Origin of the sequence: Enterobacter cloacae complex sp. P29RS (assembly GCF_014893445.1) — a bacterium.
Taxonomy (GTDB): domain Bacteria; phylum Pseudomonadota; class Gammaproteobacteria; order Enterobacterales; family Enterobacteriaceae; genus Enterobacter; species Enterobacter intestinihominis.
Window position 1 is genome coordinate 80,325 of the sequence record NZ_JADBPZ010000004.1, and the last position, 23,938, is coordinate 104,262.

A 23,938-nucleotide genomic window follows, 5' to 3' on the forward strand; every position below is an offset into this window, starting at 1 on the left:
GGGCAACGATTCAGAAGGATAAGATTATGGGTCACTACACACGCTGGCTTGAGCTTAAAGAAGAACATCCGGGTAAGTACGCCCGTGATATCGCCGGATTAATGCACATCAGCGAAGCAGAGCTGGCATTTGCGCGCGTTGGACACGACGCCTGGCGGCTGCGCGGTGAAATCCGCGAGATTCTGGCAGCGCTGGAGTCCGTGGGGGAAACCAAATGCATCTGCCGTAACGAATACGCCGTTCACGAACAGGTTGGAGCGTTTACTCACCAGCACTTCGGCGGTCATGCCGGGCTGGTGCTGAATCCGCGCGCGCTGGATCTGCGTTTGTTCCTCAACCAGTGGGCGAGCGCGTTTCACATTAGCGAAACGACCTCCCGCGGCGAACGTCAGAGCATTCAGTTCTTCGATCATCAGGGCGACGCTTTACTGAAGGTCTACACCACGGATCACACCGACGTTGCCGCCTGGGGCGACGTGCTGACCCGTTTTATCATTGCCGATAACCCCGCTCTGGCGCTGAAGGCTGTCGAAGCCCCCGCGCATTCCGACGGTGCAGATGCAGGCTCGGTGGAGAAAGAGTGGCGCGCCATGACCGACGTGCATCAATTCTTTAGCTTATTGAAGCGCCATAACCTGAGCCGCCAGCAGGCGTTTCGTCTGGTGAGTGACGATCTGGCCTGTAAGGTGGATAACAGCGCGCTGGCACAACTGCTGGAGACGGCGCAACAGGACGGAAACGAAATCATGATCTTCGTCGGCAACCGAGGCTGCGTGCAGATCTTCACCGGTGTGGTGGAAAAACTGACGCCCATGAAGGGCTGGCTGAACATCTTTAACCCAACCTTTACCCTGCATCTGCTGGAGGAGACTATCGCGGAGACGTGGGTTACGCGTAAGCCCACGGCAGACGGACACGTTACCAGCCTGGAGCTGTTTGCTGCGGATGGAACTCAGATCGCCCAGCTCTACGGGCAGCGTACCGAAGGCGAGCCGGAGCAGAGCCAGTGGCGCCGCCAGATTGACGCTCTGACGCCAGAAGGGCTGGCCGCATGAAAAACTGGTTTGCCCTGCTCTGCGCCCTGCCGCTGGTCGCCGTCGCCGCGCCGGAGAGAATTGTCGCCCTCGGCGGCGACGTGACGGAGATCGTCTACGCCCTCGGCGCGGAGTCTTCTCTGGTTGCGCGCGACAGTACCAGCCAGTGGCCGCAGGCGACAAACGCGCTGCCTGACGTGGGGTATCTCCGCCAGCTGAATGCGGAGGGAATTCTGTCCGTACGCCCGACGCTGGTGCTGGCAAGCGACCAGGCGCAACCCTCTCTGGCGCTGAAACAGGTTGAACAGAACCACGTCCGGGTAGTTACCGTTCCCGGCACGCCTGACCTGCGCACGATTGACGAAAAAGTGCGGGTGATAGCTCAGGCGACGCATCATGAGGTGCAAGGGGAAACCCTGCGCAACTCGCTGCGTCAGGCGCTGGCGGCTCTGCCCTCAACATCGCTCAACAAGCGGGTGCTGTTTATCCTCAGCCACGGCGGAATGACCGCAATGGCGGCCGGGCAACAGACCGGCGCGGATGCGGCAATACGCGCCGCCGGGTTGCAGAACGCCATGCAGGGCTTTACCCGCTATCAGCCGCTCTCCCAGGAGGGGGTAATGGCCAGCCAGCCGGATCTGGTGGTGATTTCGCAGGACGGCCTTAACGCGCTGGGCGGCGAACAAAATCTGTGGAAACTGCCCGGTCTGGCGCAAACGCCAGCGGGACGAAGCAAGCAGGTGCTGGCTATTGATGACATGGCCCTGCTGGGCTTCAGCGTCCGCACGCCGAAAGCCATACAACAACTGCGTGACAGAGCGGAGCAACTGCCCTGATGTCCCGGCGCATCACGTTATCGTTATGGCTTCTGGCGGGGTTGCTTACCGTCATGACGTTCATGGCTACCGGTTTTGGGGCGTTACGCCTGCCGGTGAACGTGCTGTGGAGCGGCAGCGATGAGACGCTACGCCAGATCTGGCTCACCATCCGTCTGCCCCGCGTGCTGCTGGCGCTGGTGATTGGCGGGTCGCTGGCGCTCGCCGGCTGCGTCATGCAGGGGCTGTTCCGCAATCCGCTGGCCGACCCGGGCCTGCTCGGGATCAGCAGCGGTGCGGCGCTGGCCGTCGCCCTGTGGGTGGTGCTCCCGCTATCGCTGCCCGCGCTGGTGATGCTTTATGCTCCGATGCTGGCGGCATTTTTTGGGGCGCTGGCAGCCACAGGCGTGATCTTCCTGCTCAGCAAGCAGCGTGACACCTCTCTGTCACGTCTGTTGCTGGTGGGTATCGCCATCAATGCCCTGTGCGGTGCGGCAGTGGGTGTGCTTTCGTGGGTCAGCAATGACGCCCAGTTGCGTCAGCTTTCACTCTGGGGAATGGGAAGTCTCGGTCAGGCGCAGTGGTCAACGCTGCTCGCCGTGATCTCGCTGATGGTGCCTGCCGCTCTGGCGATCTGGCGTTGTGCCAGCGCGTTAAATTTACTGCAACTGGGTGAAGAGGAAGCGCATTATCTCGGCGTGGACGTTGCCCTTGTACAGCGAATATTACTGTTATGCAGCGCTCTGCTGGTCGCTGCGGCTGTCGCCGTCAGCGGCGTGATTGGCTTTGTCGGACTCGTGGTGCCGCACCTGATGCGCATGTGGCTGGGCGCCGATCACCGGGCAACCCTCCCCGGCACGGTTCTCGCGGGCGCTTTTCTGCTGCTGGTGGCGGATACGGTAGCCCGCACTCTGGTCGCCCCGGCAGAAATGCCGGTCGGGTTGCTCACCAGCATCCTTGGCGCCCCCTGGTTCTTATGGCTCATTTTTCGTCGTGGAGAACAGCATGGCTGAACGTTATACGGCTGAAAATCTGACTTTTACCCGGTCTGGCCGCACGCTGACTGATAACGTTTCGCTGTCACTGTCGCAGGGAGAGCTGGTTACATTGATCGGTCCCAACGGCGCGGGGAAATCCACGCTGCTGCGACTGCTGACCGGCTACCTGAAACCCGACAGCGGCGGCTGTTCGCTGGCGGGGAAAGCGCTGGATGAATGGCACCCGGAGACGCTGTCCCGCTATCGGGCAGTGATGCGTCAGCATACTCAGCCTGGATTTGACTGGCTGGTGGAGGAGATCGTTGGAATGGGGCGTGCGCCCTGGTCGCGTCAACCTGAACCGTCGATTGTGCGTGAGGTGATGCAGCTGACCGGTTGCCTGCCGCTGGCTGGCAGACGTTATCATTCCCTCTCGGGCGGCGAGCAGCAGCGCGTTCAGCTCGCCCGCGCGCTGGCGCAGCTGTGGCGTGAGGGAACGCCGCGCGGCTGGCTGTTTCTCGACGAACCCACTTCAGCGCTGGATCTCTACCACCAGCAGCATCTGCTGCGCCTGTTGAAATCGCTGACCCGTCTGGGTCATCTTCACGCCTGCGTGGTGCTGCACGATCTTAATCTCGCCGCGTTATGGTCGGACCGGATCCTGCTGTTACACAACGGCAGGATTGTTTCTCAGGGCATACCGGAGACGGTATTGCAGGCCGACGCTTTGGCGCGCTGGTACGGTGCGCAGGTGCACGTCGGCAGACATCCGACGCACGCCGCACCGCAGGTTTTTCTCGCCCCTTAGCTTGAGCAGCTCACTTCCAGTCGCTTGCCCCAGTCCGGCGGGCGGCTGACATAGTCATCCTCCCGGTCGGCAAACGGCGTGCGCAGGGCGATATGCAGCCGATGCAGCTCGGCATAATCCCCCTGCTCTGCCTGCTCAATAGCCCGCTGCGCCAGCCAGTTGCGCAACACCATCGCCGGGTTAACCGCCTTCATCCGCGCCTGGCGGGTATCGTCATCAATCTGTTCCTGCTGTAAACGCGCCCGGTAAGTGGCAAACCAGTCATCAAACGCCTGTCGATCGATGAACTCGTCACGCAGAGGTGAAGTGGCGCTCTGCTGCGCAGTCTGGCTCAGCATACGGAAGGTTCGGGTATAGTCGCTGCCTTCACGCGCCATGATGGCAAACAGCCCATTCAGCAGCGCGTTATCGCCTGTTTCCTGCGTCATCAGCCCCAGCTTGTTGCGCATTAACACACCATATTCCCGCAGCAAGACCTCCTGATAGGTGTCGAGCGCATCGTTCAGGGCATCGACGTCGATAAACGGCGACAGGCTTTGCGCAAGCCGCTGAAGGTTCCACAGCCCCACCGCAGGCTGGTTGTCGAAACGGTAACGCCCCTGATAGTCCGAATGGTTACAGATGTAACCCGGTTGATAGTCATCAAGGAAGCCGTACGGACCGTAGTCAAACGTCAGCCCTAACAGGGACATGTTGTCGGTATTCATCACCCCGTGGGCAAAGCCGACGGCCTGCCAGCGGGCAATCATTGAGGCGGTGCGCGCGACAATATCACGGAACCAGAGAACATAGCGGTCCGGTTCGTTTTGCAGGTGCGGCCAGTGACGTCGAAGGGCGTAATCGGCAAGCTGGCGGACATTATCCGGCTCGCGGCGATAGTAGAAGTGTTCAAAATGACCGAAACGCAGATGGCTTTCCGCCACGCGGATAAGCATCGCCCCCTGCTCTATCGTCTCGCGGGCCACCGGCGTGTCGCTGGTGACAATGGACAGCGCGCGTGAGGTGGGGATCCCCAGGGCATGCATCGCCTCGGAAGCCAGACTCTCACGAATGGTTGAACGCAGCACCGCGCGGCCATCCCCCATGCGTGAGTACGGTGTTAACCCTGCCCCTTTCAGGTGCCAGTCGAGCGTTTCGCCATTCGGCATAACCTGTTCACCCAGCAGGATGCCGCGACCATCGCCGAGCTGTCCCGCCCAGACGCCAAACTGATGTCCGCTGTAGACCTGAGCCAGAGGCTTCATGCCCGGAAGCAGCGTTTCGCCGCCCCAGACACCGGCGCCCTTTTCTGGCTGAAAAAGTGTCGAAGGGATGCCAAGCGAATCCGCTAATGCATCGTTATGCCAGATAAGACGCGCGTTCTGTAAAGGCGTGGGCTTAAGCGCGGTGTAAAAGCCGGGTAATTCATCGTGCCAGTGAGCAGTAAAAGACAGGGTCATAAGTCCTCCTGCTTTAAGTGTAGAGGGTTTCCCTTGACGTAAACACGGGCGAAGAAAGGGGTTATTGCTGAACGAGGGTCGTTACGCGTTCTGCCGGGACGGCAGGCCACAGGGTTCCCTGCATTGCGCCAAAATTGAAGGGCAGCACGCGTTGTAAGATGCCGTGATCGTCAATTCCCGAGACCATGACCGACTGACAATGCGGCGCGATCTGCCAGAGAATGGCGCGCATAAATGGCTCGAAAGAGAGCGCCGAGACGCGCTGATGAATAAAGTTTTTATCCAGAATCACCCGTTTGAACAGACCATCATAAACCGGTTTAAGGGATGCAGCCCCTGCACCAAAGTTAGCCAGCACTAAGGGGAAATGGATCGCCATTCTTGCAAGCGTCAGATCGTCTTTCCCGTTATTTAAACCTGGATAGTTCTCATTAACAGTAAACTCAAGAAACGGATAACGATCAAGGATTGAAACAGCGTTCTCATTAGTTAATAAAAACTCAACAATTGCAGGTGTAATATTGATCCATGCAATTAACTGATGCTGAATAAAAAATAGCTTACAGGTATCGAGTAATTGCAGTTTTTCCTGAAACAGCACTAATTCATCTTCCTGAGAAAGATGAGGGATAACCAGTTCAGTCGGGATTCGTACGTCCGTACCCACGCCAGTAAAGTTAACCAAAATCTCTAAACCTTTAAGCAAACCTGCACTATCACGCGCCGGAAGGAGTAAAAGTTCAGACTGGTAAGCATTATCTAGCGTAATAATCATCGCCCTTGTCCTGCATTAAAGATGAGAGAGAACATCCTGGAGCAATTGCAGGCACAATTCCACTGTCTTGATTTTAATAAGATTAATTTCATTCTTTCCGTATTAATTTTCAGATTTTTCCCTGAATCTAAAATAATCTTATCCTGGTTATTGAATAATAGCCAGTTTTAGATAAAACAGGCACATGCTGACAAAAATAAGTGGGCAAAAATTTTACTTTAATCCACCCGCAAGAAAAGCCTGACGTCTATTTTCACCGCCAGGCCCTCCGCACTGCATCTTTATGCAGCGGTTAAATACGCCTGGCCTGCCAGAAATTTTTACGCCAGTAAACATTATCGAGAGAGGAGCGCATCACGCCGCGGCTGGTCGAGGCATGAATGAACTGATTATCGGTGTCATAAATGCCGACATGAAGGCCGCTTTCACCGGAACCTGTTTTAAAAAAGACCAGATCGCCGGGCAGGAGCTCGTCTTTATCAATTTCAGTGCCGATTTTCGCCTGCATACGCGTTTCACGCGGAAGCTGTAGGTCAAATTTATCGCGGAAAGTCATCAGCACAAATCCCGAGCAATCCACCCCGCCCCGGCTCATCCCGCCGTAGCGATAAGGGGTACCGCGCCAGTTGCTGAGCTGATCGTTCAGGCTGGCAATGACCGTAATGGAATCGGAAAGCCGTGGGTTAGGCGGAGGTGCACGATGGCTGCTGCATCCTGCAAGAAATAGCGCCGCAACAAGGAGAAACCAGAATCGCATTTCAGACGAATCCTCTGCTTTTTTTGTTCTTTCGGTAATTTAGCGTGCATCTATGCGGCTGTGCAAGAAAGGTTATTCCTGCGCCGTGGAAATGAGCATCTTGTGGCCTTCAATATCCAGCCTCCGGAACGACATGTGGTAAGCACTCGCAAGATTGGGGGCCGTCAGCACGCTGTCGCGCGTTCCGCTGGCAATCAGTTTGCCACGCGCCAGCAACCACACCCGATGCGCGTGGCGCAACGTATGGTTTAAATCATGGCTGCTCATCACAATGGCGATGCCCTTGCGACACAGCGCGCTGAGCAGAGTATCCAGCGCTGCCTGCTGGGCAACGTCCAGTCCGCTCATCGGCTCGTCCAGCAGCAGCAACCGCCCGTGAGGATTTCCCACCGGATGAACCTGAAGGATGACGGCGGCCAGACGCACGCGCTGCCATTCGCCACCGGAAAGCTGGCTGGCCTGTCGGGTGAGCTTATCGTCTAACCCGAGCGCCGCAGCAACGTCATGGAGCAATGCTACCTGATTTTTATCAGGCAGGTGCAGCGTCAGGTAGTGCCAGACGGGCATTGCAAAGGGCGGAACCTGCTGCTGAACCAGATAGCTTCGACGGGAGGCGAGTGTAGAGGGTAGCCAGTTGACGAGCGATTGCCCGAGAAAGGTAATCTCCCCTTCCCCGCGGGTCAGCCCCGCCATGCGCGCCAGCAGCGTGCTTTTTCCGGCGCCGTTAGGCCCAACCAGGTGAAGGATTTCACCTGCGTTGACTGCGGCGGTAACAGGCTCAAGACGTCCCTTCCCGGCAACGCCTGTGAGCTGCATCAGCAGCGTCATTATTTCGCCAGCGCCAGTTTGATTGATTCCATCACGATAGGATCTTCAGGCGTCATGTCAGGCGAGAAACGCTGCACGACCTGACCGTCACGGCCAATCAGGAATTTTTCGAAGTTCCACAGAATATCGTCCGGATAGAGCGGCGCGCGACCTTTGCTCGCCATACGCTCATAGAAACCACTCTCTTCAGGCGCAACGGCGGTCGGCGCCGCAGCCACCAGTTTGGCATACAGCGGATGACGATTTTCCCCGTTCACATCAATTTTGCTGAACATCGGGAACGTCACACCATAGGTTGTGCTGCAAAAGGTCTTAATCTCCTCTTCGCTGCCCGGCTCCTGGCCCAGGAACTGGTTGCACGGGAAGCCGAGTACGGTAAAGCCGTCTTTTTCCCAGGCTTTATGAATGTTTTCCAGCTGTTCATACTGCGGCGTAAGGCCACATTTCGATGCCACGTTCACGATGAGCAGTACCTTGCCCTTGTAGCCTTCCAGCGTGGTTTTCTCGCCGTCAATGGTAGTCACTTCGGTATTCAGAATATCAGACTGCATAGCATTCCCTCAGGTTGACTTACAGGTTGTGTTTTAACGTCCAGCCTTTAATAGTAGCCAGATAAAGACCGGTGCGCCCAGCGTTGCGGTCACCACGCCTATCGGCAACTCAGCGGCCGTCAGCGCAAGCCGGGCGATGATATCGGCAATCAGCAGCGTTGCCGCCCCGGCAACCGCCGAGGCCGGAAGCAGGGTTCGGTGGTCCGTAATACCGCACAGGCGCAGCATATGCGGGATCACCAGCCCAATAAAGCCAATCGCCCCCGCCAGCGCCACGCTTACGCCCACCATCCAGCCAATGGCGATAACCAGCACGTTGCGCCAGAATCCAATCGGCATCCCGAGCTGGCGAGCAGACGTTTCGCCCAGCGCGAGATTATTAAGAGGCTGCGCCTGGAACGCCGTCCACAGGATGACCGGGATCAGGAGCACCATCAGCCACCCCTGATGCCAGTCAACACCCCCAAATCCCCCCATCATCCAGTACATTAACTGGCGCAGATCGAAGGAGGTGGAGAAGTAGACGGCCCAGGTCATCAGCGCACTACAGATGATCCCCAACGCTACCCCGGCAAGCAGCAGCCGACTGGTGGATAAGTGGCGGCGGGCAAAGCGCAGAAGGATAAGGGTTATCAACAGCGCGCCAAGGATGGCGCTGAGGCTAATCCCCCAGCCGGAGAGCTCGCCTCCCCCCAGCATCACGGCGGCGATAAGCCCGACGCCTGCGCCATTCGAGACCCCGAGAAGTCCGGGTTCCGCCAGAGGGTTTTCAAATAATGCCTGCATGATCGTGCCGCACAGCGCCAGCGCAGCGCCGACTAAAAGCACAGCCAGCGTCCGTGGCAGGCGGATCTGCCAGACAAAGAGCTGTCCCTCAGGCGTAAACCAGCTTTCCGGTCCCAGCCACCGATCGCCCGCACACAGGCTGACGGTGGTGGCGACAATCATCAGCACCCCGAGCAGACACAGGCGGCGGAGATCGGAGCGGTGCTGAAGACGGGCAAGATCAAGCATAGACGATAGGTTATCCGGTTGAGATATCATTGATTTTACGGCGGGTTTAGCAAATAGCGCAAAGAAAAAAGGCCGCGTGAGCGGCCTTTTTAGTTAGTTCATATTACTCTGCTTTGGGCGTTGCGTTTTCGACACGGCTTTTTAACTTCTGTCCGGGTCTGAAGGTCACCACGCGGCGGGCTGTAATGGGAATATCTTCCCCCGTCTTCGGGTTACGGCCCGGACGTTGGTTTTTGTCTCGCAAATCAAAATTGCCAAAGCCGGAGAGTTTAACCTGCTCACCATTTTCCAGAGCACGACGGATCTCTTCGAAAAACAGCTCTACCAGCTCTTTGGCATCCCGTTTGCTAAGCCCAAGCTTATCAAACAGATATTCTGACATTTCAGCTTTTGTAAGCGCCATAGGTTCAATCCCTCAATGATGCCTGGAATCGCTCTTTTAATGCCTCTACACATTTGGCGACGGTAGCGGCAATCTCCTCTTCTTCGAGTGTACGGCTGGTATCCTGAAGGATAAGGCTAATAGCGAGGCTCTTGAAACCTTCTGCTACGCCCTTGCCGCGGTACACGTCAAATAAGTTTACGCCAACTACCTGATTTACGCCAACTTTCTTACATTCGGCCAAAATATCTGCTGCGGGCACATTTTCAGCGACCACAACCGCGATATCACGGCGGTTTGCCGGGAAGCGTGAGACGTCCTTTGCCTGAGGAATGACGCGGTCTGCAACCGGGTTCCACTCCAGCTCGAATACGATGGTACGGCCATTCAGATCCAGCTTACGTTCCAGCTCCGGGTGAACAACCCCAATAAAACCAACACGTTTGCCGTCTAAATAGATCGCCGCACTCTGGCCCGGATGCAGGGCTGGAATCGCTTCTGCGCGGAATTCAATTTCGGATAATTTACCGGTCAGATCGAGAATCGCTTCCAGATCGCCCTTCATATCGTAGAAATCAACCGTCCCTTTTGCCAGGTCCCAGTGCTCTTCATAGCGGTTACCGCTAATGGCGCCGGCCAGCATGAGATCCTGACGGATGCCTAAATTGGCCTGAGTATCCGGTACAAAGCGCAAACCGCTTTCGAAAATACGCACGCGGTTCTGCTGACGGTTCTGGTTATAAACGATAGTACCCAGCAGTCCCGTCCACAGGGACAGACGCATCGCTGACATCTCGCTGGAGATCGGGCTTGGCAGGATCAGCGCTTCCTGACCCGGGTGGATCAGCTGTTGCAGCTTAGGATCAACGAAGCTGTAGGTGATCACTTCCTGGTAGCCTTTGTCGTTCAGCATGGTTTTCACACGCTTCAGTGATAGATCGGCTTCGCGATGGCTGCCCATCACCAGACCCGCCTGCACCGGCTCGTCAGGGATATTGTTGTAGCCGTAAACGCGGGCCACTTCTTCCACCAGATCTTCTTCGATCTCCATGTCGAAACGCCAGGATGGCGCAACGGCTTTCCACTCATCCTGACCTTCAGTCACTTCGCAGCCCAGACGCGTCAGAATGTCGGTCACCTGCGCATCGGCAACGTGGTGACCAATCAAACGATCCAGCTTGCTGCGGCGCAGAGTAATGGTCGCACGCTTCGGCAGCGCCGCTTGGTTGGTCACATCGATAACCGGACCCGCTTCGCCGCCGCAGATGTCGATCAGCAGGCGAGTCGCACGCTCCATCGCTTTGTATTGCAGCGCAGGATCCACGCCACGCTCATAGCGGTGAGAAGCGTCAGTGTGCAGACCGTGACGGCGTGCGCGGCCGGTGATGGAGAGCGGGCTGAAGAACGCGCATTCCAGCAGGACGTTTTGCGTTTCGTCGTTGACGCCAGAGTGCTCGCCGCCGAAGATCCCGCCCATCGCCAGCGCTTTGTTGTGATCGGCAATTACCAGAGTGTCGGCGTTCAGTTTCGCTTCGCTGCCGTCCAGCAGAACCAGGGTTTCGCCCTCTTTCGCCATGCGCACAATAATACCCCCTTCGATACGATCTTTATCGAAGGCGTGCATTGGCTGGCCCAGCTCCAGCAGAACATAGTTGGTCACGTCAACCACAGCGTCGATAGAACGGATACCACAGCGACGCAGTTTCTCTTTCATCCACAGCGGGGTTGGCGCTTTAACGTTAATACCTTTCACCACGCGACCGAGGTAGCGCGGACATGCGTCAGGGGCGTCAACCTGAATCGGCAGCACATCACTGATGGTTGCCTCAACCGGAGCGATCTCCGGCTCGTTCAGTTCGGTCTGGTTCAGAACGGCCACGTCGCGGGCTACACCGATGATACCTAAGCAGTCGGCACGGTTTGGCGTCACGCTGATTTCGATGGTGTTGTCATCAAGCTTCAGGTATTCGCGGATATCGGTACCCACTGGTGCATCCTGCGGCAGCTCGATAATCCCGGAGTGATCGTCGGAAATGCCCAGCTCGGAGAAGGAGCACAGCATGCCTTCAGACGGCTCACCGCGCAGCTTAGCCGCTTTGATTTTGAAATCGCCCGGCAGTACCGCGCCGACGGTCGCCACGGCTACCTTCAGGCCCTGTCGGCAGTTTGGCGCACCGCAGACGATATCCAGCAGACGGTCACCGCCCACATTGACTTTTGTTACGCGCAGTTTGTCGGCGTTAGGGTGCTGGCCACACTCAACCACTTCACCTACCACGACGCCGGTAAAGGCGCCAGAAACAGGATCCACGCCATCAACTTCCAGACCCGCCATGGTGATCTGGTTAGAAAGCGCGTCGCTGTCCAGCGTGGTGTTAACCCATTCGCGTAACCACAGTTCACTGAATTTCATTGTTCTTTCCTGCCCTTATTTAAACTGTTTGAGGAAACGCAGATCGTTTTCGAAGAACGCACGTAAGTCGGTTACGCCGTAGCGCAGCATGGTAAGACGCTCCATGCCCATACCGAACGCAAAGCCGGAGTATACTTCCGGATCGATACCTACGTTGCGCAGTACGTTTGGATGCACCATGCCGCAGCCCAGCACTTCCAGCCATTTACCGTTTTTACCCATCACGTCAACTTCCGCAGAAGGTTCAGTGAACGGGAAGTAGGACGGACGGAAACGAACCTGCAAATCTTCCTCAAAGAAGTTGTTCAGGAAATCGTGCAGTGTGCCTTTCAGGTTGGTGAAGCTGATGTTTTTATCAACAATCAGACCTTCCATCTGGTGGAACATTGGGGTGTGGGTCTGATCGTAGTCGTTACGGTATACGCGACCCGGCGCGATGATGCGGATCGGTGGAGCCTGCTCCTTCATGGTACGGATCTGAACGCCAGATGTCTGAGTACGCAGCAGACGGGTGGCGTCAAACCAGAAAGTGTCGTGGTCAGCGCGTGCCGGATGATGGCCAGGAATGTTAAGGGCATCGAAGTTGTGGTAGTCATCTTCAATTTCCGGGCCAGTCGCCACGGTAAAGCCGAGCTCACCGAAGAAACTTTCAATTCGATCGATAGTACGGGTAACCGGATGCAGACCGCCGTTTTCGATACGGCGACCCGGCAGAGAAACGTCAATCGTTTCTGCCGCCAGACGCGCATTCAGTACTGCACTTTCCAGCTCGGCTTTACGTGCGTTCAGCGCCTGTTGTACCTGCTCTTTGGCTTCGTTAATCACTGCACCTGCTGCCGGGCGCTCCTCTGCTGGCAGTTCACGCAGGGTAGTCATCTGAAGGGTCAGATGCCCTTTCTTGCCCAGATATTCGACGCGGACATTGTCTAACGCGGCAACATCTGAGGCCTGGTTAATGGCGGCCGTTGCACTGGCAACCAGCTCTGCGAGATGTGACATGGTTTTCCTCATTATGTCGGTGCAGACACCGAATTGTTGGACGTAATCTCTCAAATTCAGGCACAAAAAAAGCCTCCATCGGGAGGCTTATCTGGCGCTGTTTTTCGTTTCATCTTTCACGCGCTAGCCTCCTGAAGTCAGGTGCTAAAGTAAAAGAAGAAGCGGAAAATAGCAGCATTCATGCTTGCGTTACCTTGTAGGGTAAAAACCGTTAAGACCTTATTGAAAAGCCTGGACGGGTAAATGTCAATCTTCTGATAAGGCGATATGAAAAGAGGGAGCAAAGCCCCCTCTTTCAACTGGCTTATGCCAGTGCTGCTTTCGCTTTTTCGACCAGAGCGGTGAACGCTACTTTGTCGAATACTGCGATGTCAGCCAGGATCTTACGGTCGATTTCAACAGAGGCTTTTTTTAGGCCGTTGATGAATTTGCTGTAAGAAATACCGTTCTGACGTGCTGCTGCGTTGATACGCGCAATCCACAGTTGACGGAACTGACGCTTACGCTGACGACGGTCACGGTAAGCGTACTGACCTGCTTTGATAACAGCCTGGAAGGCAACGCGGTATACGCGTGAACGCGCACCGTAGTAGCCTTTAGCTTGTTTCAAAATTTTCTTGTGACGTGCACGTGCAATTACACCACGTTTTACGCGAGCCATGTGTGCTCTCCTGTATCTATTCTAAGTTAAAAAAGTTAAACGTTAACGACTTATGCGTACGGCAGGCACGCGATGACCAGGCCCAGATCGCCTTTAGAAACCATGGCTTTTGGACGCAGGTGACGTTTACGCTTGGTAGCTTTCTTAGTCAGAATGTGACGCAGGTTAGCGTGCTTGTGCTTAAAACCACCTTTACCGGTTTTTTTGAAGCGCTTAGCAGCACCGCGTACGGTCTTAATTTTTGGCATTTTAATAACTTCCACTTCGCATTGTTAAATAAACGAAACATAGGCGAACAAAACCTATGGGGCCCAAAGGCTCCACAGATTTTGCTGCTTGAAGGCCTTACTGTTTCTTCTTAGGAGCGAGCACCATGATCATCTGGCGGCCTTCGATCTTCGTTGGGAAGGATTCGACTACTGCCAGTTCACTCAGATCTTCACGGACGCGGTTAAGCACTTCCATACCAATCTGTTGGTGGGCCATCTCACGACCGCGGAAACGCAGCGTGATCTTGGCCTTATCGCCATCTTCCAGAAAGCGAATCAGGCTGCGGAGTTTTACCTGATAATCGCCATCGTCGGTACCAGGACGGAATTTGATTTCCTTAACCTGGATAACTTTTTGCTTCTTCTTCTGTTCCTTAGAAGATTTACTCTTTTCATAAAGGAACTTGCCGTAGTCCATAATACGACAAACTGGCGGTTCGGCGTTAGGGCTGATTTCAACTAAATCTACTCCAGCTTCTTCAGCTTTTTCGATCGCTTCTCTCAGACTCACAATCCCCAGTGGTTCACCTTCAAGATCTGTTAAGCGAACTTCCTGGGCGCGAATCTCGCCATTGATACGATTCGGACGTGCCGTTTGAACTCGTTTTCCGCCTTTAATACCTTATTCCTCCAGTTGTTGAAGACTGCGGCTGCGAATCTCTTGTTGCAGCTTCTCAATCACTTCACTTACGTCCAGGCTCCCCAGGTCTTTACCACGGCGGGTGCGAACGGCAACTTTGCCTGCTTCCACCTCTTTATCACCACAGACCAACATATACGGGACACGACGTAAAGTGTGCTCGCGGATTTTAAAGCCAATCTTCTCATTTCTCAAGTCTGCTTTTACGCGAATGCCCGCATTTTGTAGTTTCTGCGTCAATTCTTTAACGTAATCCGCCTGAGAATCGGTAATGTTCATCACAACTACCTGCACTGGCGCAAGCCAGGTTGGGAAGAAGCCCGCGAACTCTTCAGTCAGGATGCCGATGAAGCGCTCCAGTGAACCGAGAATCGCACGGTGAATCATAACCGGCACCTGACGCTCGTTGTCTTCGCCAACATAAGAGGCGCTTAAACGCTGCGGCAGGGAGAAGTCCAGCTGTACCGTTCCGCACTGCCATGCGCGATCGAGGCAGTCATACAGGGTAAATTCAATTTTTGGACCGTAGAATGCGCCCTCGCCCAGCTGGTATTCGAACGGAATACCGTTCTCTTCCAGCGCCACGGCGAGATCCGCCTCTGCGCGATCCCATGTCTCATCGCTACCGATACGTTTTTCCGGACGCGTTGAGAGTTTGACCACGATCTTCTCGAAGCCAAAGGTGCTGTACATATCGTAGACCATACGAATACAGGCGTTAACTTCATCACGTACCTGATCTTCAGTACAGAAGATATGCGCATCATCCTGAGTAAAGCCACGAACACGCATCAGACCGTGCAGCGCACCTGATGGCTCGTTACGGTGGCAGCTACCGAACTCCGCCATACGCAGCGGCAGATCGCGGTAGGATTTCAGACCCTGGTTGAAGATCTGAACGTGGCCCGGACAGTTCATTGGCTTAATGCAGTATTCACGGTTCTCAGACGAAGTGGTGAACATCGCATCTTTGTAGTTGTCCCAGTGGCCGGTTTTTTCCCACAGCACACGGTCCATCATGAACGGGCCTTTCACTTCCTGATACTGGTACTCTTTCAGCTTGGAGCGCACGAACGTTTCCAGTTCACGGAAGATTGTCCAGCCGTCGTTATGCCAGAACACCATCCCCGGCGCTTCTTCCTGCATATGATACAGGTCAAGCTGCTTACCGATTTTACGGTGGTCACGCTTAGCCGCCTCTTCCAGGCGTTGCAGGTACGCGTTCAGGGCTTTCTTATCGGCCCATGCGGTACCATAGATACGCTGCAACATTTTATTGTTGCTGTCGCCACGCCAGTAGGCGCCTGCGATTTTCATCAGTTTGAAGTGATGACAGAAGCGCATATTCGGCACGTGCGGTCCACGGCACATGTCGACATATTCTTCGTGATGGTACAAGCCAGGCTTGTCATCATGAGCGATGTTTTCATCAAGAATCGAGACTTTATAGCTCTCGCCGCGCTTCACGAAGGTTTCACGCGCTTCATGCCAGCTGACTTTCTTCTTGATGACGTCATAGTTCGTTTCGGCGAGCTCATGCATACGTTTTTCGAGCGCGTCGATATCTTCCTGTGTCAGTGTGTGGTCAAGGTCAACGTCGTAGTAGAAGCCGTTGTCGATAACCGGGCCGATCGCCATTTTGGTGTTGGGCCACAGCTGCTTAATAGCATGACCTAACAGGTGCGCACAGGAGTGACGAATGATCTCCAGACCTTCTTCGTCTTTCGCGGTGATGATCGCAAGCGTTGCATCGCTTTCAATCAGATCGGACGCGTCTACCAGTTCACCGTTTACGCGGCCTGCAATGGTTGCTTTTGCGAGTCCAGGACCGATATCCAGGGCAACATCCATTGGGCTTACAGCGTGGTCGAAATGGCGTTGGCTGCCATCAGGAAGAGTAATTACAGGCATTTTATATCCTTATTTGCAGTGATGCCCCACACATAAGAGCATATACAAAGAAAATAATCGTGATTAAACAGTAGATTACGAAACCATCTGACCAACAATCGTCAAATTGGTTCGTCATCATGCACCTGCCGATTCAGATAAATGCGGATTTACGGCAAGCAGCGTAATGGTAACACTATTAACAGGGCGAATGCACCTTCCCGCGACCGATTTGAACCGCTCATCCTTATGTCTGCGTTCATGAACTTTTGTTGACGGGGGCTCGCAATCCGAAAGTGCTGAGCTATTCTTGATCTGGTCCTTAAACATCGAAGGGGTATCACATGAATGTATCGAGCAGAACCGTTGTGATATTGAATCTACTTTCCGCTGCTGGTCTGGTATTGATACTGGCCGACAGATTCCACTGGTTTTAAGCCGAACCGCTGTTCTGGCATAACCTGTTGTCCCGGGTAAAGCGCTTTCTGGCACAGACTTTGGTAGACTAAGGGTATCAACTGACAAGGATTGGGTTATGCCAACAAAAAGATTTGCCGTTAAGCACTGGAAAATGGTCGTGGTGTTAATCGCTATTTGCGGCGCGATGTTGCTGCTGCGCTGGGCCGCGATGATCTGGGGCTAATATTATGTCAGCGAAGACGTGCCGTGAATTTACTGAATAAATCTTAACTATCTTTACGATAATTTATGGTCCAAAACCGGTACGTCATAATCCGGTTTTCGCCAGGCTGTGACAGCGTATATATTCCATCACATGTGGCAGTTGAAATATCAGGACCACTCACCCGCCACCAGCTTGTGTACATCAAATGCATCATTCATTGACTGGCCGGTAGACTGGGAGCCAGGGGCAATGTTGGAGCCTGCTTCAACATCAGAGGCTTTAGCGATCCCGACTGGGCTGTTAACGTCACTGGCAGGTTGCGTCATATTATCAGCAGCAAATACGCCAAATGAAAGTGCGGAAAGCACCATTGCTGCTGTAGCGGTTTTGATTTTTTTCATAATTCTGTTCTCATACTTAATTAATGCAGAAATGCCTGAGGCGAGTTTTTTGCCTGTGCCGTAAGTGTAGATCTGGATCACACTTTTGCCTAGTCAAATTATTTATCAAATCGTGTCAAATAAACTGAATAAGGCCTGGTCGCCTAATTATGGAGAAATTATGAAGACGAAAGCATGCCTATTATTTCAAAACGCCGTTTAATATAAATAAGCACAGTTTCAAAAAATAAAAAACAGGCCGAGAATAGTCCCGGCCCGAAGAAATTACATTTTATAACCTAAAGAAATCGTGGTTCGGCGATCGGTATGTTCCGGCGCGGAATCAGGCGGTGATGAGTTCCAGGTTACGTTGTACGCCACCTTGAGTCCAAAGTGTTCGTTGATAGCCACATTCAACGCACTTTCAGAGTTCAGCGTTGTATCTTCAGCACCAAACACCGACACACCCTGGGTGAATTTCGCGTTGTCAGTCATTTGCCATGCGTAGGTGCCCGATGCATAACCCAGCGGCTGGGTTTCATCTTCGCCGTTGGTGTACTCGTCGTAACGGACACCCGGACCGAATTCAAAACGGAGGCTGTGTACTGGTCCATTCAGGAACTGACGACCATAACCCGCAGTCATGACATCGCGCTGGCGATAGCCATTGTAGCGGTCAGTAAGCCAACTCGCCTGCCCAAACAGGTAGTCATAATCTGTCATGTTGTAACGGCTACGCCCACCTACCGCGTATTTCTCAGAGGAGCGTTCATCGTTAGCAGATGTGTTGCTGGCATTGCCCCACAGCGACCAGGCCGTGGTGTTGCCGTACCAGGTCAGGGTGCTGTCTGCGGTCATGGAGGAGCTTTTCGTGTTACCGGATTGCGCCAGATACCCGGCATTCACGTTACCTTCAAAGGGTTTTTTGGCAGTGGAGGGATCGTCCATGACAGTAAAAACGGTATCATCGGCGGTTGCATTCAGTGACGCAAATACGCCACCCGCCAGCATCAGTGCTGCGGGTACTGTCTTCAAAAGCTTCATTTATTTTAGGAGTCCGTACAACATAAAAAGAGACCGTCACGGTCTCGGAAACTTTCTTGCGGATCAATGACAAAGCGACCATAGAAAGGTAACAAATTATAAAAAGCCGCAAATAACATAGCAATAATTTCTTCTTTCATTTTTTGAATAAGAACGATCCCAAAACGCGATTTAATGTATATACCCGGCCAAGGTTTTTTGTCAGCATTCATTTTTAAAATCATACTGTTATTTACGTTGCCTTCCTGCCAAACGGTGCCAGGCTTAAAATAACCCATGATAAAAGGAGGTCATGATGGCTTCGATTTACACGCTGACGCTCTCCCCTTCCCTCGACTCTGCGACCATGACGCCGCAAATCTATCCGGAAGGTAAGCTGCGCTGTAGCGCGCCGGTGTTTGAGCCGGGCGGCGGCGGCATTAACGTGGCGCGCGCAATTACCCATCTCGGCGGAAAAGCAACCGCCATCTTCCCCGCTGGCGGCGCCACGGGTGAGCATCTGGTTGCGTTGCTGGCAGATGAACAGGTTGCCGTAGATACCGTTGACGCCAGAGACTGGACCCGGCAAAACCTGCATGTCCATGTTGAATCCAGCGGCGAGCAATATCGTTTTGTGATGCCAGGGGCGAAGTTGAGCGATGATGAGTTTCGTCAACTGGAAGAGAAAGTGCTGACCATTGAAAGCGGCTCATTGCTGGTGATCAGCGGTAGCCTGCCGCCGGGCGTCAAAACAGAAAAGCTGACGGCACTGGTTCAGGCGGTGCTCCAGCGCGGCATCCGCTGCATTGTCGATAGCTCAGGCGATGCCCTGAAGGCGGCGTTAGAGCCCGGACAACTTGAACTTGTCAAACCTAACCAGAAAGAGCTCAGTGCGCTTGTCAATCGCGAGCTCAACCAGCCTGATGACGTGCGTACTGCCGCAGAAGAGCTGGTACGCACGGGCAAAGCGCATCGCGTTGTAGTCTCTCTCGGTCCTCAGGGTGCGCTGGCCGTCGACAAGACGGGCTGCGTGCAGGTTGTTCCACCGCCGATGAAAAGTCAGAGTACCGTGGGTGCCGGTGACAGTATGGTTGGCGCGATGGTGCTGAAGCTGGCGCAGGGCGCTTCGCTTCTGGAGATGGCACGCTATGGCGTCGCGGCAGGGAGCGCTGCCACCATCAATCAGGGAACCCGTCTGTGTTCGCTTGCGGATACTCAGAAAATTGTCGATTACCTGGCGAGAAGCTGAACGTGCTTCCCCTTCCCGTGGAGGGGGAAGTCGCCAAATATGGCTTATCGACTATGCTAAGAAAACTTTCAGGATAACAACGAGGTGAATTATGAGCAGTGGTGATATCACCCGCTACGTCGTAACCGTCAATATTCATGAAGCATCGCTGACCGAACTGAATGAACTCAACAACGCTTTCACGCGGGCGAATTTTCTGCTCACGCTGACGGACGATGAGGGCAATATTCACGATCTCGGCTCGCTGGCCTTTGGCCTGATAAGCCCGCTGAGTCAGGAGGAGGTGAAGGCGCTGGCCAGTAGCCTGGTGGAAAGCGTGACTGACAAAGCCACGGAAATTGATGTGGATAGCTGGGAAAACTGGCATAAAAAAGAACAATAAGTGCCCTGTACAAAATTAAACCGCTCAGTTGTGCGTTAGTTCCTGTTTTTTTATAGCCGTTTTGCGCTAACTTTATGATCTGGCAGACAACATGGGAGAGACATCATGTGGCAGGCTATCAGTCATCTTTTAAGTGAGCAGCTGGGTGAAGGTGAAATTGAACTGCGTAACGAACTGCCAGGCGGAGAGATCCATGCCGCATGGCATTTACGTTACGCCGGGCGCGATCTCTTCGTGAAATGTGATGAGCGCGAATTGCTCCCCATTTTTACGGCCGAAGCCGATCAGCTTGAGTTGTTATCGCGCAGTAAAACAGTCAACGTTCCACAGGTTTTAGCCGTTGGCAGCGATCGTGACTACAGCTTTCTGGTGATGAACTATCTTCCGGCGCGCCCTCTGGATGCGCACAACGCCTTTATTCTCGGCCAACAGATCGCCCGTTTGCACCAGTGGAGCGATCAACCTCAGTTTGGGCTCGATTTCGATAACGACCTCTCTACCACCCCACAGCCAAACGCGTGGCAACGCCGCTGGTCGACTTTTTTCGCCGAGCAGCGCATAGGCTGGCAGCTGGAGCTGGCCGCTGAAAAGGGACTAGCGTTCGGCAACATCGACGCGATTGTTGAACACATTCAGCAGCGTCTGGCTTCGCATCAGCCTCAGGCTTCCCTTCTGCACGGTGATTTATGGTCGAACAACTGCGCGCTTGGGCCTGATGGTCCCTATATATTTGACCCGGCCTGCTACTGGGGCGACAGAGAATGTGACCTCGCGATGCTGCCGTTGCACCCTGAACAGCCGCCGCAAATTTATGATGGCTATCAGTCTGTCTCGCCGTTACCTGCGGGTTTCCTTGAACGTCAGCCGGTTTATCAGCTGTACACCTTGCTAAACCGGGCGATTTTGTTTGGCGGGAGTCATCTTTTGAATGCCCAGCGGGCGCTGGACCGTATCCTGGCGGCATAGCGGGAGGGGGCGGCAATTCGCCCCCTTTGACATTACAGGAAGCCGAGCAGCGTAAAGAAGAAATACCCGGCCACAATGATAATAACCGGCAGGATATAGAGCGGGAAAAACTGCACAAAAATGGTATGACGCGGAACGACAATGCGCGATTCGATCTGCTCGCGGCTCATCCCGTCAGGGCCTTTCGCCTTCTCAAGTATCAGCTGATCTTCTACCCCTTCGCGTAAAAAGCGGGTCTGGCGGCTCATGCGTGCGCCGGAGGCCTGCAACGCCATCGCGATAAAGATCAACGCATAGATTATCCAGAACCCGACATTCAGCTGGTGGTGAAAATCCGGGGTGGGCGAGTTGAACCAGAAGACGTTCAGGAATGGGGTGTTAAACCGCATCATCTCAATCATGACGTGAGCAAAATCGAGCATGACGGCATTAATGCCCGGCTGTTTTTCGCTGTGATCGTACATAAATTTAAGTACGGAGATCAGCGTTGAAATCAGGGCGGGAATGAAAATAACCCAACCAGCAATACGTTTTAAGACTGCGATGCGTCCAGCTTGTTGATACGTCATTAGTTCCTCTTCATAAAGACGCGTTATTTGTGCCTAAGTCTACCTGCTGTCGGTCATTTTCGCCCGATCTTTGAATGCAATATGCTAAATTGCTTGTGCTTAGCACCGTTCGTCTTACCCCCAAGATAAGGAGATGTTGTAATGTCGACACCGCGCCAGATACTTGCCGCTATTTTTGACATGGATGGATTGTTGATTGATTCCGAACCCCTGTGGGATCGGGCTGAACTGGACGTGATGGCCAGCCTCGGCGTCGATATCAGTCGTCGTAATGAGCTTCCCGATACCCTGGGGCTGCGCATCGATATGGTGGTTGACCTTTGGTATGCCCACCAGCCATGGGTTGGCCCGGATCGCGACGAAGTTACGGCGCGCATTATCAACCGTGCTATCTCCCTTGTTGAAGAGAATAAGCCTCTGTTACCGGGCGTACGCGACGCTATCGCCCTGTGCAAGGCGCAAGGGCTGAAAGTGGGGCTTGCCTCTGCCTCACCTCTGCATATGCTGGAAAAAGTGCTGACGATGTTCGGGCTGCGCGACAGCTTCGACGCGCTGGCCTCGGCCGAAAAGCTTCCTTACAGCAAGCCACATCCGCAGGTGTATATGGACTGCGCCGCGAAACTGGGGCTGGATCCGCTTACCTGTGTGGCGCTGGAAGATTCGGTTAACGGCATGGTGGCGTCCAAAGCCGCACGTATGCGCTCCATCGTTGTGCCGGCTGAAGAAGGCCGACACGATCCCCGCTTTGCCCTCGCGGATGTCAGGCTGACGTCTCTTGAAGAATTGACTGCCCGCCATCTGCGCGGAGAGTAACGCTCTTTCAGGCAGCTTCGGCTGCCTGTATCACAAAATCAAAACAACGTTTTACTTTATTTGCTTTTCTTATTCCAGACTCCTATCCTTACGTGCAGAATGACAATAACCTGACTTCTGAGGCGCGTATGATACTGGATGCTTTTACTCTGGCAGGAAAAGTGGCGATGGTGACCGGGTGCGATACCGGTCTGGGGCAAGGCATGGCGATTGCCCTCGCCCAGGCAGGATGCGATATCGTGGGGGTAAACCGCAAGGTTCCTGACGAAACGGCAGCGCGCGTCACGGCGCTGGGACGGCGCTTTATCGCAATTCGCGCCGATCTCGGCAAGCATGAGAGTATTCAGAGCGTCGTGGATACCGCCATCACAGAGATGGGCCGCATCGATATTCTGGTTAACAATGCCGGCACCATTCGTCGGTGCGATGCGCTGGAATTTAGCGAGAAGGACTGGGACGAGGTCATCGATCTCAATCTGAAATCGGTCTTTTTCCTCTCTCAGGCAGTAGCGAAACAGTTTATCGTGCAGGGTCAGGGCGGCAAGATTATTAACATTGCCTCCATGCTCTCCTTCCAGGGCGGCATTCGGGTGCCGTCCTATACGGCTTCGAAAAGCGGCGTCCTCGGGCTCACCCGCCTGCTGGCAAACGAATGGGCGCCGCTAGGTATTAACGTGAACGCTATCGCGCCGGGTTATATGGCGACAAATAACACCCAACAACTTCGCGATGATGAGCAGCGCAGCCAGGCGATCCTCGACCGTATTCCGGCGGGCCGCTGGGGACTTCCGGAGGATTTACAGGGTCCGGTGGTGTTTCTGGCCTCGGCGGCGTCGGATTACGTTAACGGCCATACCCTTGCCGTAGACGGTGGCTGGCTGGCGCGCTAACCGCCGGTTTGTGACAAAGAGTTACACCGTCACCTCTTTCACACACTGTATAAAAACCCTATACTGTATGGATTGACAGTTTACCGGGTTTTATCATGACGGCGGAAGGCCACCTGCTTTTTTCACTTGCCTGTGCAGTGTTTGCTAAAAACGCTGAACTGACCCCTGTGCTGGCCCAGGGGGACTGGTGGCATATTGTCCCTTCTGCCGTGCTGACCTGCCTGCTGCCGGACATCGATCATCCAAAATCATTCCTTGGTCAGCGGCTGAAGTGGATTTCAAAACCCATCGCCAGAGCCTTTGGTCATCGCGGGTTTACCCACAGCCTGCTGGCCGTATTTGGCCTGCTTACACTCTTCTATTTGAAGGTTCCCGAGAGTTGGATAGTCCCGGCGGATGCCATTCAGGGCATGGTGCTCGGCTACTTAAGCCATATCCTCGCCGATATGCTGACGCCAGCGGGCGTTCCGCTGCTCTGGCCCTGCCGCTGGCGTTTCCGCCTGCCAATCCTCGTGCCGCAAAAAGGCAACCAGCTGGAGCGCGTTCTGTGCATGGCGCTGTTTGCCTATGCCGTCTGGATGCCGCAGACATTGCCCGAAAATGGTGCAGTGCGCTGGTCATCGCAGATGATCAACTCACTGCAATTTCAGTTCAATCGTTTTATTAATCACCAAATTGAACATTAAACCGACAATATAATCACTTTTGTCATAAACCATTCCATATGGATATAAGCGCCACATCACACTTCTGATAACCTTGCGCCAACAGGTTCGGTAAAAACCGACC

30 protein-coding genes and 1 other annotated feature are annotated in these 23,938 nt (G+C 54.3%); of the genes, 12 read left to right on the forward strand and 18 right to left on the reverse strand.

Going from position 1 to position 23,938, the window contains the following annotated elements:
• The first annotated feature begins 26 nt into the window (after positions 1-26).
• Genes chuS through IM282_RS04375 form a run of 4 tightly spaced genes read left to right on the forward strand, consistent with a single transcriptional unit; the run spans position 27 to position 3,634 of the window.
• Positions 27-1,055, forward strand: a complete 1,029-nt coding sequence (chuS, locus tag IM282_RS04360) for a hematinate-forming heme oxygenase ChuS (RefSeq protein ID WP_192970179.1) — start codon at positions 27-29, stop codon at positions 1,053-1,055.
• Positions 1,052-1,870, forward strand: coding sequence for a hemin ABC transporter substrate-binding protein (locus tag IM282_RS04365; protein WP_192970180.1), 819 nt, complete (start codon positions 1,052-1,054; stop codon positions 1,868-1,870). Before chuS ends, IM282_RS04365 begins: the two co-directional genes overlap by 4 nt.
• Positions 1,870-2,862 carry an iron ABC transporter permease gene (locus IM282_RS04370; RefSeq protein WP_023299913.1) on the forward strand — a complete coding sequence of 331 codons (993 nt, stop codon included), beginning with the start codon at positions 1,870-1,872 and terminating at the stop codon, positions 2,860-2,862. The genes IM282_RS04365 and IM282_RS04370 overlap by 1 nt, the downstream gene beginning before the upstream one ends.
• Positions 2,855-3,634, forward strand: a complete 780-nt coding sequence (locus IM282_RS04375) for a heme ABC transporter ATP-binding protein (protein WP_154848668.1) — start codon at positions 2,855-2,857, stop codon at positions 3,632-3,634. Before IM282_RS04370 ends, IM282_RS04375 begins: the two co-directional genes overlap by 8 nt.
• Here the strand turns inward: IM282_RS04375 and selO are convergent.
• The 14 genes from selO to thrS form a co-directional block, all read right to left on the reverse strand.
• Positions 3,631-5,073 carry a protein adenylyltransferase SelO gene (gene selO, locus IM282_RS04380; protein ID WP_192970181.1) on the reverse strand — a complete coding sequence of 481 codons (1,443 nt, stop codon included), beginning with the start codon at positions 5,071-5,073 and terminating at the stop codon, positions 3,631-3,633. The two genes, IM282_RS04375 and selO, sit on opposite strands and share 4 nt — an antisense overlap.
• A 61-nt stretch (positions 5,074-5,134) precedes the next feature.
• Positions 5,135-5,848 (reverse strand): EAL domain-containing protein, encoded by a 714-nt coding sequence (locus IM282_RS04385; RefSeq protein ID WP_022647843.1) that lies wholly within the window; start codon positions 5,846-5,848, stop codon positions 5,135-5,137.
• A 292-nt stretch (positions 5,849-6,140) separates the two neighbouring features.
• The gene (locus IM282_RS04390) at positions 6,141-6,605 is read right to left on the reverse strand and encodes an NlpC/P60 family protein (RefSeq protein ID WP_015570730.1); all 465 of its coding nucleotides are present in this window, start codon (positions 6,603-6,605) and stop codon (positions 6,141-6,143) included.
• A gap of 72 nt (positions 6,606-6,677) precedes the next feature.
• The gene (btuD, locus tag IM282_RS04395) at positions 6,678-7,433 is read right to left on the reverse strand and encodes a vitamin B12 ABC transporter ATP-binding protein BtuD (protein WP_022647841.1); all 756 of its coding nucleotides are present in this window, start codon (positions 7,431-7,433) and stop codon (positions 6,678-6,680) included.
• Entirely contained in the window at positions 7,433-7,984 is a 552-nt protein-coding gene (locus IM282_RS04400) for a glutathione peroxidase (protein WP_022650905.1), read from the reverse strand. The genes btuD and IM282_RS04400 overlap by 1 nt, the downstream gene beginning before the upstream one ends.
• A gap of 33 nt (positions 7,985-8,017) precedes the next feature.
• Entirely contained in the window at positions 8,018-8,998 is a 981-nt protein-coding gene (gene btuC / locus IM282_RS04405) for a vitamin B12 ABC transporter permease BtuC (RefSeq protein ID WP_192970182.1), read from the reverse strand.
• Positions 8,999-9,101: 103 nt separating this feature from the next.
• Positions 9,102-9,401, reverse strand: a complete 300-nt coding sequence (gene ihfA / locus IM282_RS04410; protein WP_003857805.1) for an integration host factor subunit alpha — start codon at positions 9,399-9,401, stop codon at positions 9,102-9,104.
• Positions 9,402-9,405: 4 nt separating this feature from the next.
• The gene (pheT, locus tag IM282_RS04415) at positions 9,406-11,793 is read right to left on the reverse strand and encodes a phenylalanine--tRNA ligase subunit beta (RefSeq protein WP_038415896.1); all 2,388 of its coding nucleotides are present in this window, start codon (positions 11,791-11,793) and stop codon (positions 9,406-9,408) included.
• A gap of 15 nt (positions 11,794-11,808) precedes the next feature.
• Positions 11,809-12,792: a phenylalanine--tRNA ligase subunit alpha gene (gene pheS, locus IM282_RS04420; protein WP_022647837.1), complete on the reverse strand. Its 984-nt coding sequence runs from the start codon at positions 12,790-12,792 to the stop codon at positions 11,809-11,811.
• Positions 12,793-12,854: 62 nt separating this feature from the next.
• Positions 12,855-12,979: a sequence feature (Phe leader region), on the reverse strand.
• Complete coding sequence (gene pheM, locus IM282_RS04425; protein WP_001386830.1) at positions 12,930-12,974, reverse strand: pheST operon leader peptide PheM; 45 nt, start codon at positions 12,972-12,974, stop codon at positions 12,930-12,932. Its footprint overlaps the feature before it by 45 nt.
• 117 nt (positions 12,980-13,096) lie before the next feature.
• Positions 13,097-13,453, reverse strand: a complete 357-nt coding sequence (gene rplT, locus IM282_RS04430) for a 50S ribosomal protein L20 (RefSeq protein WP_000124850.1) — start codon at positions 13,451-13,453, stop codon at positions 13,097-13,099.
• A gap of 50 nt (positions 13,454-13,503) precedes the next feature.
• The gene (gene rpmI, locus IM282_RS04435) at positions 13,504-13,701 is read right to left on the reverse strand and encodes a 50S ribosomal protein L35 (protein ID WP_001124225.1); all 198 of its coding nucleotides are present in this window, start codon (positions 13,699-13,701) and stop codon (positions 13,504-13,506) included.
• A 97-nt stretch (positions 13,702-13,798) separates the two neighbouring features.
• Positions 13,799-14,341, reverse strand: coding sequence for a translation initiation factor IF-3 (gene infC, locus IM282_RS04440; RefSeq protein WP_059443439.1), 543 nt, complete (start codon positions 14,339-14,341; stop codon positions 13,799-13,801).
• 3 nt (positions 14,342-14,344) lie between these two features.
• Positions 14,345-16,273 (reverse strand): threonine--tRNA ligase, encoded by a 1,929-nt coding sequence (gene thrS, locus IM282_RS04445; protein WP_006809077.1) that lies wholly within the window; start codon positions 16,271-16,273, stop codon positions 14,345-14,347.
• A gap of 323 nt (positions 16,274-16,596) precedes the next feature.
• On the opposite strand from thrS, the gene yncL reads away from it, so the two are divergent.
• Positions 16,597-16,689: a stress response membrane protein YncL gene (gene yncL, locus IM282_RS04450; protein WP_071785204.1), complete on the forward strand. Its 93-nt coding sequence runs from the start codon at positions 16,597-16,599 to the stop codon at positions 16,687-16,689.
• A gap of 98 nt (positions 16,690-16,787) precedes the next feature.
• Positions 16,788-16,895 carry a small membrane protein YniD gene (gene yniD / locus IM282_RS04455; RefSeq protein ID WP_003857815.1) on the forward strand — a complete coding sequence of 36 codons (108 nt, stop codon included), beginning with the start codon at positions 16,788-16,790 and terminating at the stop codon, positions 16,893-16,895.
• A gap of 149 nt (positions 16,896-17,044) precedes the next feature.
• On the opposite strand, the gene IM282_RS04460 is transcribed toward yniD, so the two are convergent.
• The 3 genes from IM282_RS04460 to IM282_RS04470 form a co-directional block, all read right to left on the reverse strand.
• Complete coding sequence (locus IM282_RS04460) at positions 17,045-17,278, reverse strand: hypothetical protein (protein WP_032622263.1); 234 nt, start codon at positions 17,276-17,278, stop codon at positions 17,045-17,047.
• Between the two features lie 264 nt (positions 17,279-17,542).
• Positions 17,543-18,301: a YdiY family protein gene (locus IM282_RS04465; protein WP_022647833.1), complete on the reverse strand. Its 759-nt coding sequence runs from the start codon at positions 18,299-18,301 to the stop codon at positions 17,543-17,545.
• Positions 18,302-18,306: 5 nt separating this feature from the next.
• On the reverse strand, positions 18,307-18,579 hold the full coding sequence (locus IM282_RS04470) for a hypothetical protein (protein ID WP_165715772.1): 273 nt from the start codon (positions 18,577-18,579) through the stop codon (positions 18,307-18,309).
• A gap of 17 nt (positions 18,580-18,596) precedes the next feature.
• On the opposite strand from IM282_RS04470, the gene pfkB reads away from it, so the two are divergent.
• From pfkB to IM282_RS04485, 3 genes are all read left to right on the forward strand, one after another.
• Entirely contained in the window at positions 18,597-19,529 is a 933-nt protein-coding gene (gene pfkB / locus IM282_RS04475) for a 6-phosphofructokinase II (protein WP_022647831.1), read from the forward strand.
• Between the two features lie 91 nt (positions 19,530-19,620).
• Positions 19,621-19,911 (forward strand): type V toxin-antitoxin system endoribonuclease antitoxin GhoS, encoded by a 291-nt coding sequence (gene ghoS, locus IM282_RS04480; RefSeq protein WP_003857822.1) that lies wholly within the window; start codon positions 19,621-19,623, stop codon positions 19,909-19,911.
• Positions 19,912-20,016: 105 nt separating this feature from the next.
• Positions 20,017-20,877 carry a fructosamine kinase family protein gene (locus IM282_RS04485; RefSeq protein WP_048966333.1) on the forward strand — a complete coding sequence of 287 codons (861 nt, stop codon included), beginning with the start codon at positions 20,017-20,019 and terminating at the stop codon, positions 20,875-20,877.
• A 32-nt stretch (positions 20,878-20,909) separates the two neighbouring features.
• Here IM282_RS04485 and IM282_RS04490 read toward each other — a convergent pair whose 3' ends face one another.
• Positions 20,910-21,446, reverse strand: coding sequence for a YniB family protein (locus tag IM282_RS04490; RefSeq protein ID WP_015570741.1), 537 nt, complete (start codon positions 21,444-21,446; stop codon positions 20,910-20,912).
• A 141-nt stretch (positions 21,447-21,587) separates the two neighbouring features.
• Between IM282_RS04490 and hxpB the strand changes: the two genes are divergently transcribed.
• From hxpB to IM282_RS04505, 3 genes are all read left to right on the forward strand, one after another.
• Positions 21,588-22,259, forward strand: coding sequence for a hexitol phosphatase HxpB (gene hxpB, locus IM282_RS04495; protein ID WP_022647828.1), 672 nt, complete (start codon positions 21,588-21,590; stop codon positions 22,257-22,259).
• A gap of 128 nt (positions 22,260-22,387) precedes the next feature.
• Positions 22,388-23,149, forward strand: coding sequence for a 2-dehydro-3-deoxy-D-gluconate 5-dehydrogenase KduD (kduD, locus tag IM282_RS04500; protein WP_022647827.1), 762 nt, complete (start codon positions 22,388-22,390; stop codon positions 23,147-23,149).
• Positions 23,150-23,244: 95 nt separating this feature from the next.
• A complete protein-coding gene (locus tag IM282_RS04505; RefSeq protein WP_015570742.1) occupies positions 23,245-23,835 on the forward strand; it encodes a metal-dependent hydrolase in 591 nt (196 codons plus the stop codon).
• Positions 23,836-23,938: the final 103 nt, after the last annotated feature.

Coding starts and splice junctions, on each gene's coding strand:
- chuS (WP_192970179.1), top strand. CDS start 27: ATGGGTCACTACACACGCTGGCTTGAGCTTAAAGAAGAACATCCGGGT.
- IM282_RS04365 (WP_192970180.1), top strand. CDS start 1,052: ATGAAAAACTGGTTTGCCCTGCTCTGCGCCCTGCCGCTGGTCGCCGTC.
- IM282_RS04370 (WP_023299913.1), top strand. CDS start 1,870: ATGTCCCGGCGCATCACGTTATCGTTATGGCTTCTGGCGGGGTTGCTT.
- IM282_RS04375 (WP_154848668.1), top strand. CDS start 2,855: ATGGCTGAACGTTATACGGCTGAAAATCTGACTTTTACCCGGTCTGGC.
- selO (WP_192970181.1), bottom strand. CDS start 5,073: ATGACCCTGTCTTTTACTGCTCACTGGCACGATGAATTACCCGGCTTT.
- IM282_RS04385 (WP_022647843.1), bottom strand. CDS start 5,848: ATGATTATTACGCTAGATAATGCTTACCAGTCTGAACTTTTACTCCTT.
- IM282_RS04390 (WP_015570730.1), bottom strand. CDS start 6,605: ATGCGATTCTGGTTTCTCCTTGTTGCGGCGCTATTTCTTGCAGGATGC.
- btuD (WP_022647841.1), bottom strand. CDS start 7,433: ATGACGCTGCTGATGCAGCTCACAGGCGTTGCCGGGAAGGGACGTCTT.
- IM282_RS04400 (WP_022650905.1), bottom strand. CDS start 7,984: ATGCAGTCTGATATTCTGAATACCGAAGTGACTACCATTGACGGCGAG.
- btuC (WP_192970182.1), bottom strand. CDS start 8,998: ATGCTTGATCTTGCCCGTCTTCAGCACCGCTCCGATCTCCGCCGCCTG.
- ihfA (WP_003857805.1), bottom strand. CDS start 9,401: ATGGCGCTTACAAAAGCTGAAATGTCAGAATATCTGTTTGATAAGCTT.
- pheT (WP_038415896.1), bottom strand. CDS start 11,793: ATGAAATTCAGTGAACTGTGGTTACGCGAATGGGTTAACACCACGCTG.
- pheS (WP_022647837.1), bottom strand. CDS start 12,792: ATGTCACATCTCGCAGAGCTGGTTGCCAGTGCAACGGCCGCCATTAAC.
- rplT (WP_000124850.1), bottom strand. CDS start 13,453: ATGGCTCGCGTAAAACGTGGTGTAATTGCACGTGCACGTCACAAGAAA.
- rpmI (WP_001124225.1), bottom strand. CDS start 13,701: ATGCCAAAAATTAAGACCGTACGCGGTGCTGCTAAGCGCTTCAAAAAA.
- thrS (WP_006809077.1), bottom strand. CDS start 16,273: ATGCCTGTAATTACTCTTCCTGATGGCAGCCAACGCCATTTCGACCAC.
- yncL (WP_071785204.1), top strand. CDS start 16,597: ATGAATGTATCGAGCAGAACCGTTGTGATATTGAATCTACTTTCCGCT.
- yniD (WP_003857815.1), top strand. CDS start 16,788: ATGCCAACAAAAAGATTTGCCGTTAAGCACTGGAAAATGGTCGTGGTG.
- IM282_RS04460 (WP_032622263.1), bottom strand. CDS start 17,278: ATGAAAAAAATCAAAACCGCTACAGCAGCAATGGTGCTTTCCGCACTT.
- IM282_RS04465 (WP_022647833.1), bottom strand. CDS start 18,301: ATGAAGCTTTTGAAGACAGTACCCGCAGCACTGATGCTGGCGGGTGGC.
- IM282_RS04470 (WP_165715772.1), bottom strand. CDS start 18,579: ATGGGTTATTTTAAGCCTGGCACCGTTTGGCAGGAAGGCAACGTAAAT.
- pfkB (WP_022647831.1), top strand. CDS start 18,597: ATGGCTTCGATTTACACGCTGACGCTCTCCCCTTCCCTCGACTCTGCG.
- ghoS (WP_003857822.1), top strand. CDS start 19,621: ATGAGCAGTGGTGATATCACCCGCTACGTCGTAACCGTCAATATTCAT.
- IM282_RS04485 (WP_048966333.1), top strand. CDS start 20,017: ATGTGGCAGGCTATCAGTCATCTTTTAAGTGAGCAGCTGGGTGAAGGT.
- IM282_RS04490 (WP_015570741.1), bottom strand. CDS start 21,446: ATGACGTATCAACAAGCTGGACGCATCGCAGTCTTAAAACGTATTGCT.
- hxpB (WP_022647828.1), top strand. CDS start 21,588: ATGTCGACACCGCGCCAGATACTTGCCGCTATTTTTGACATGGATGGA.
- kduD (WP_022647827.1), top strand. CDS start 22,388: ATGATACTGGATGCTTTTACTCTGGCAGGAAAAGTGGCGATGGTGACC.
- IM282_RS04505 (WP_015570742.1), top strand. CDS start 23,245: ATGACGGCGGAAGGCCACCTGCTTTTTTCACTTGCCTGTGCAGTGTTT.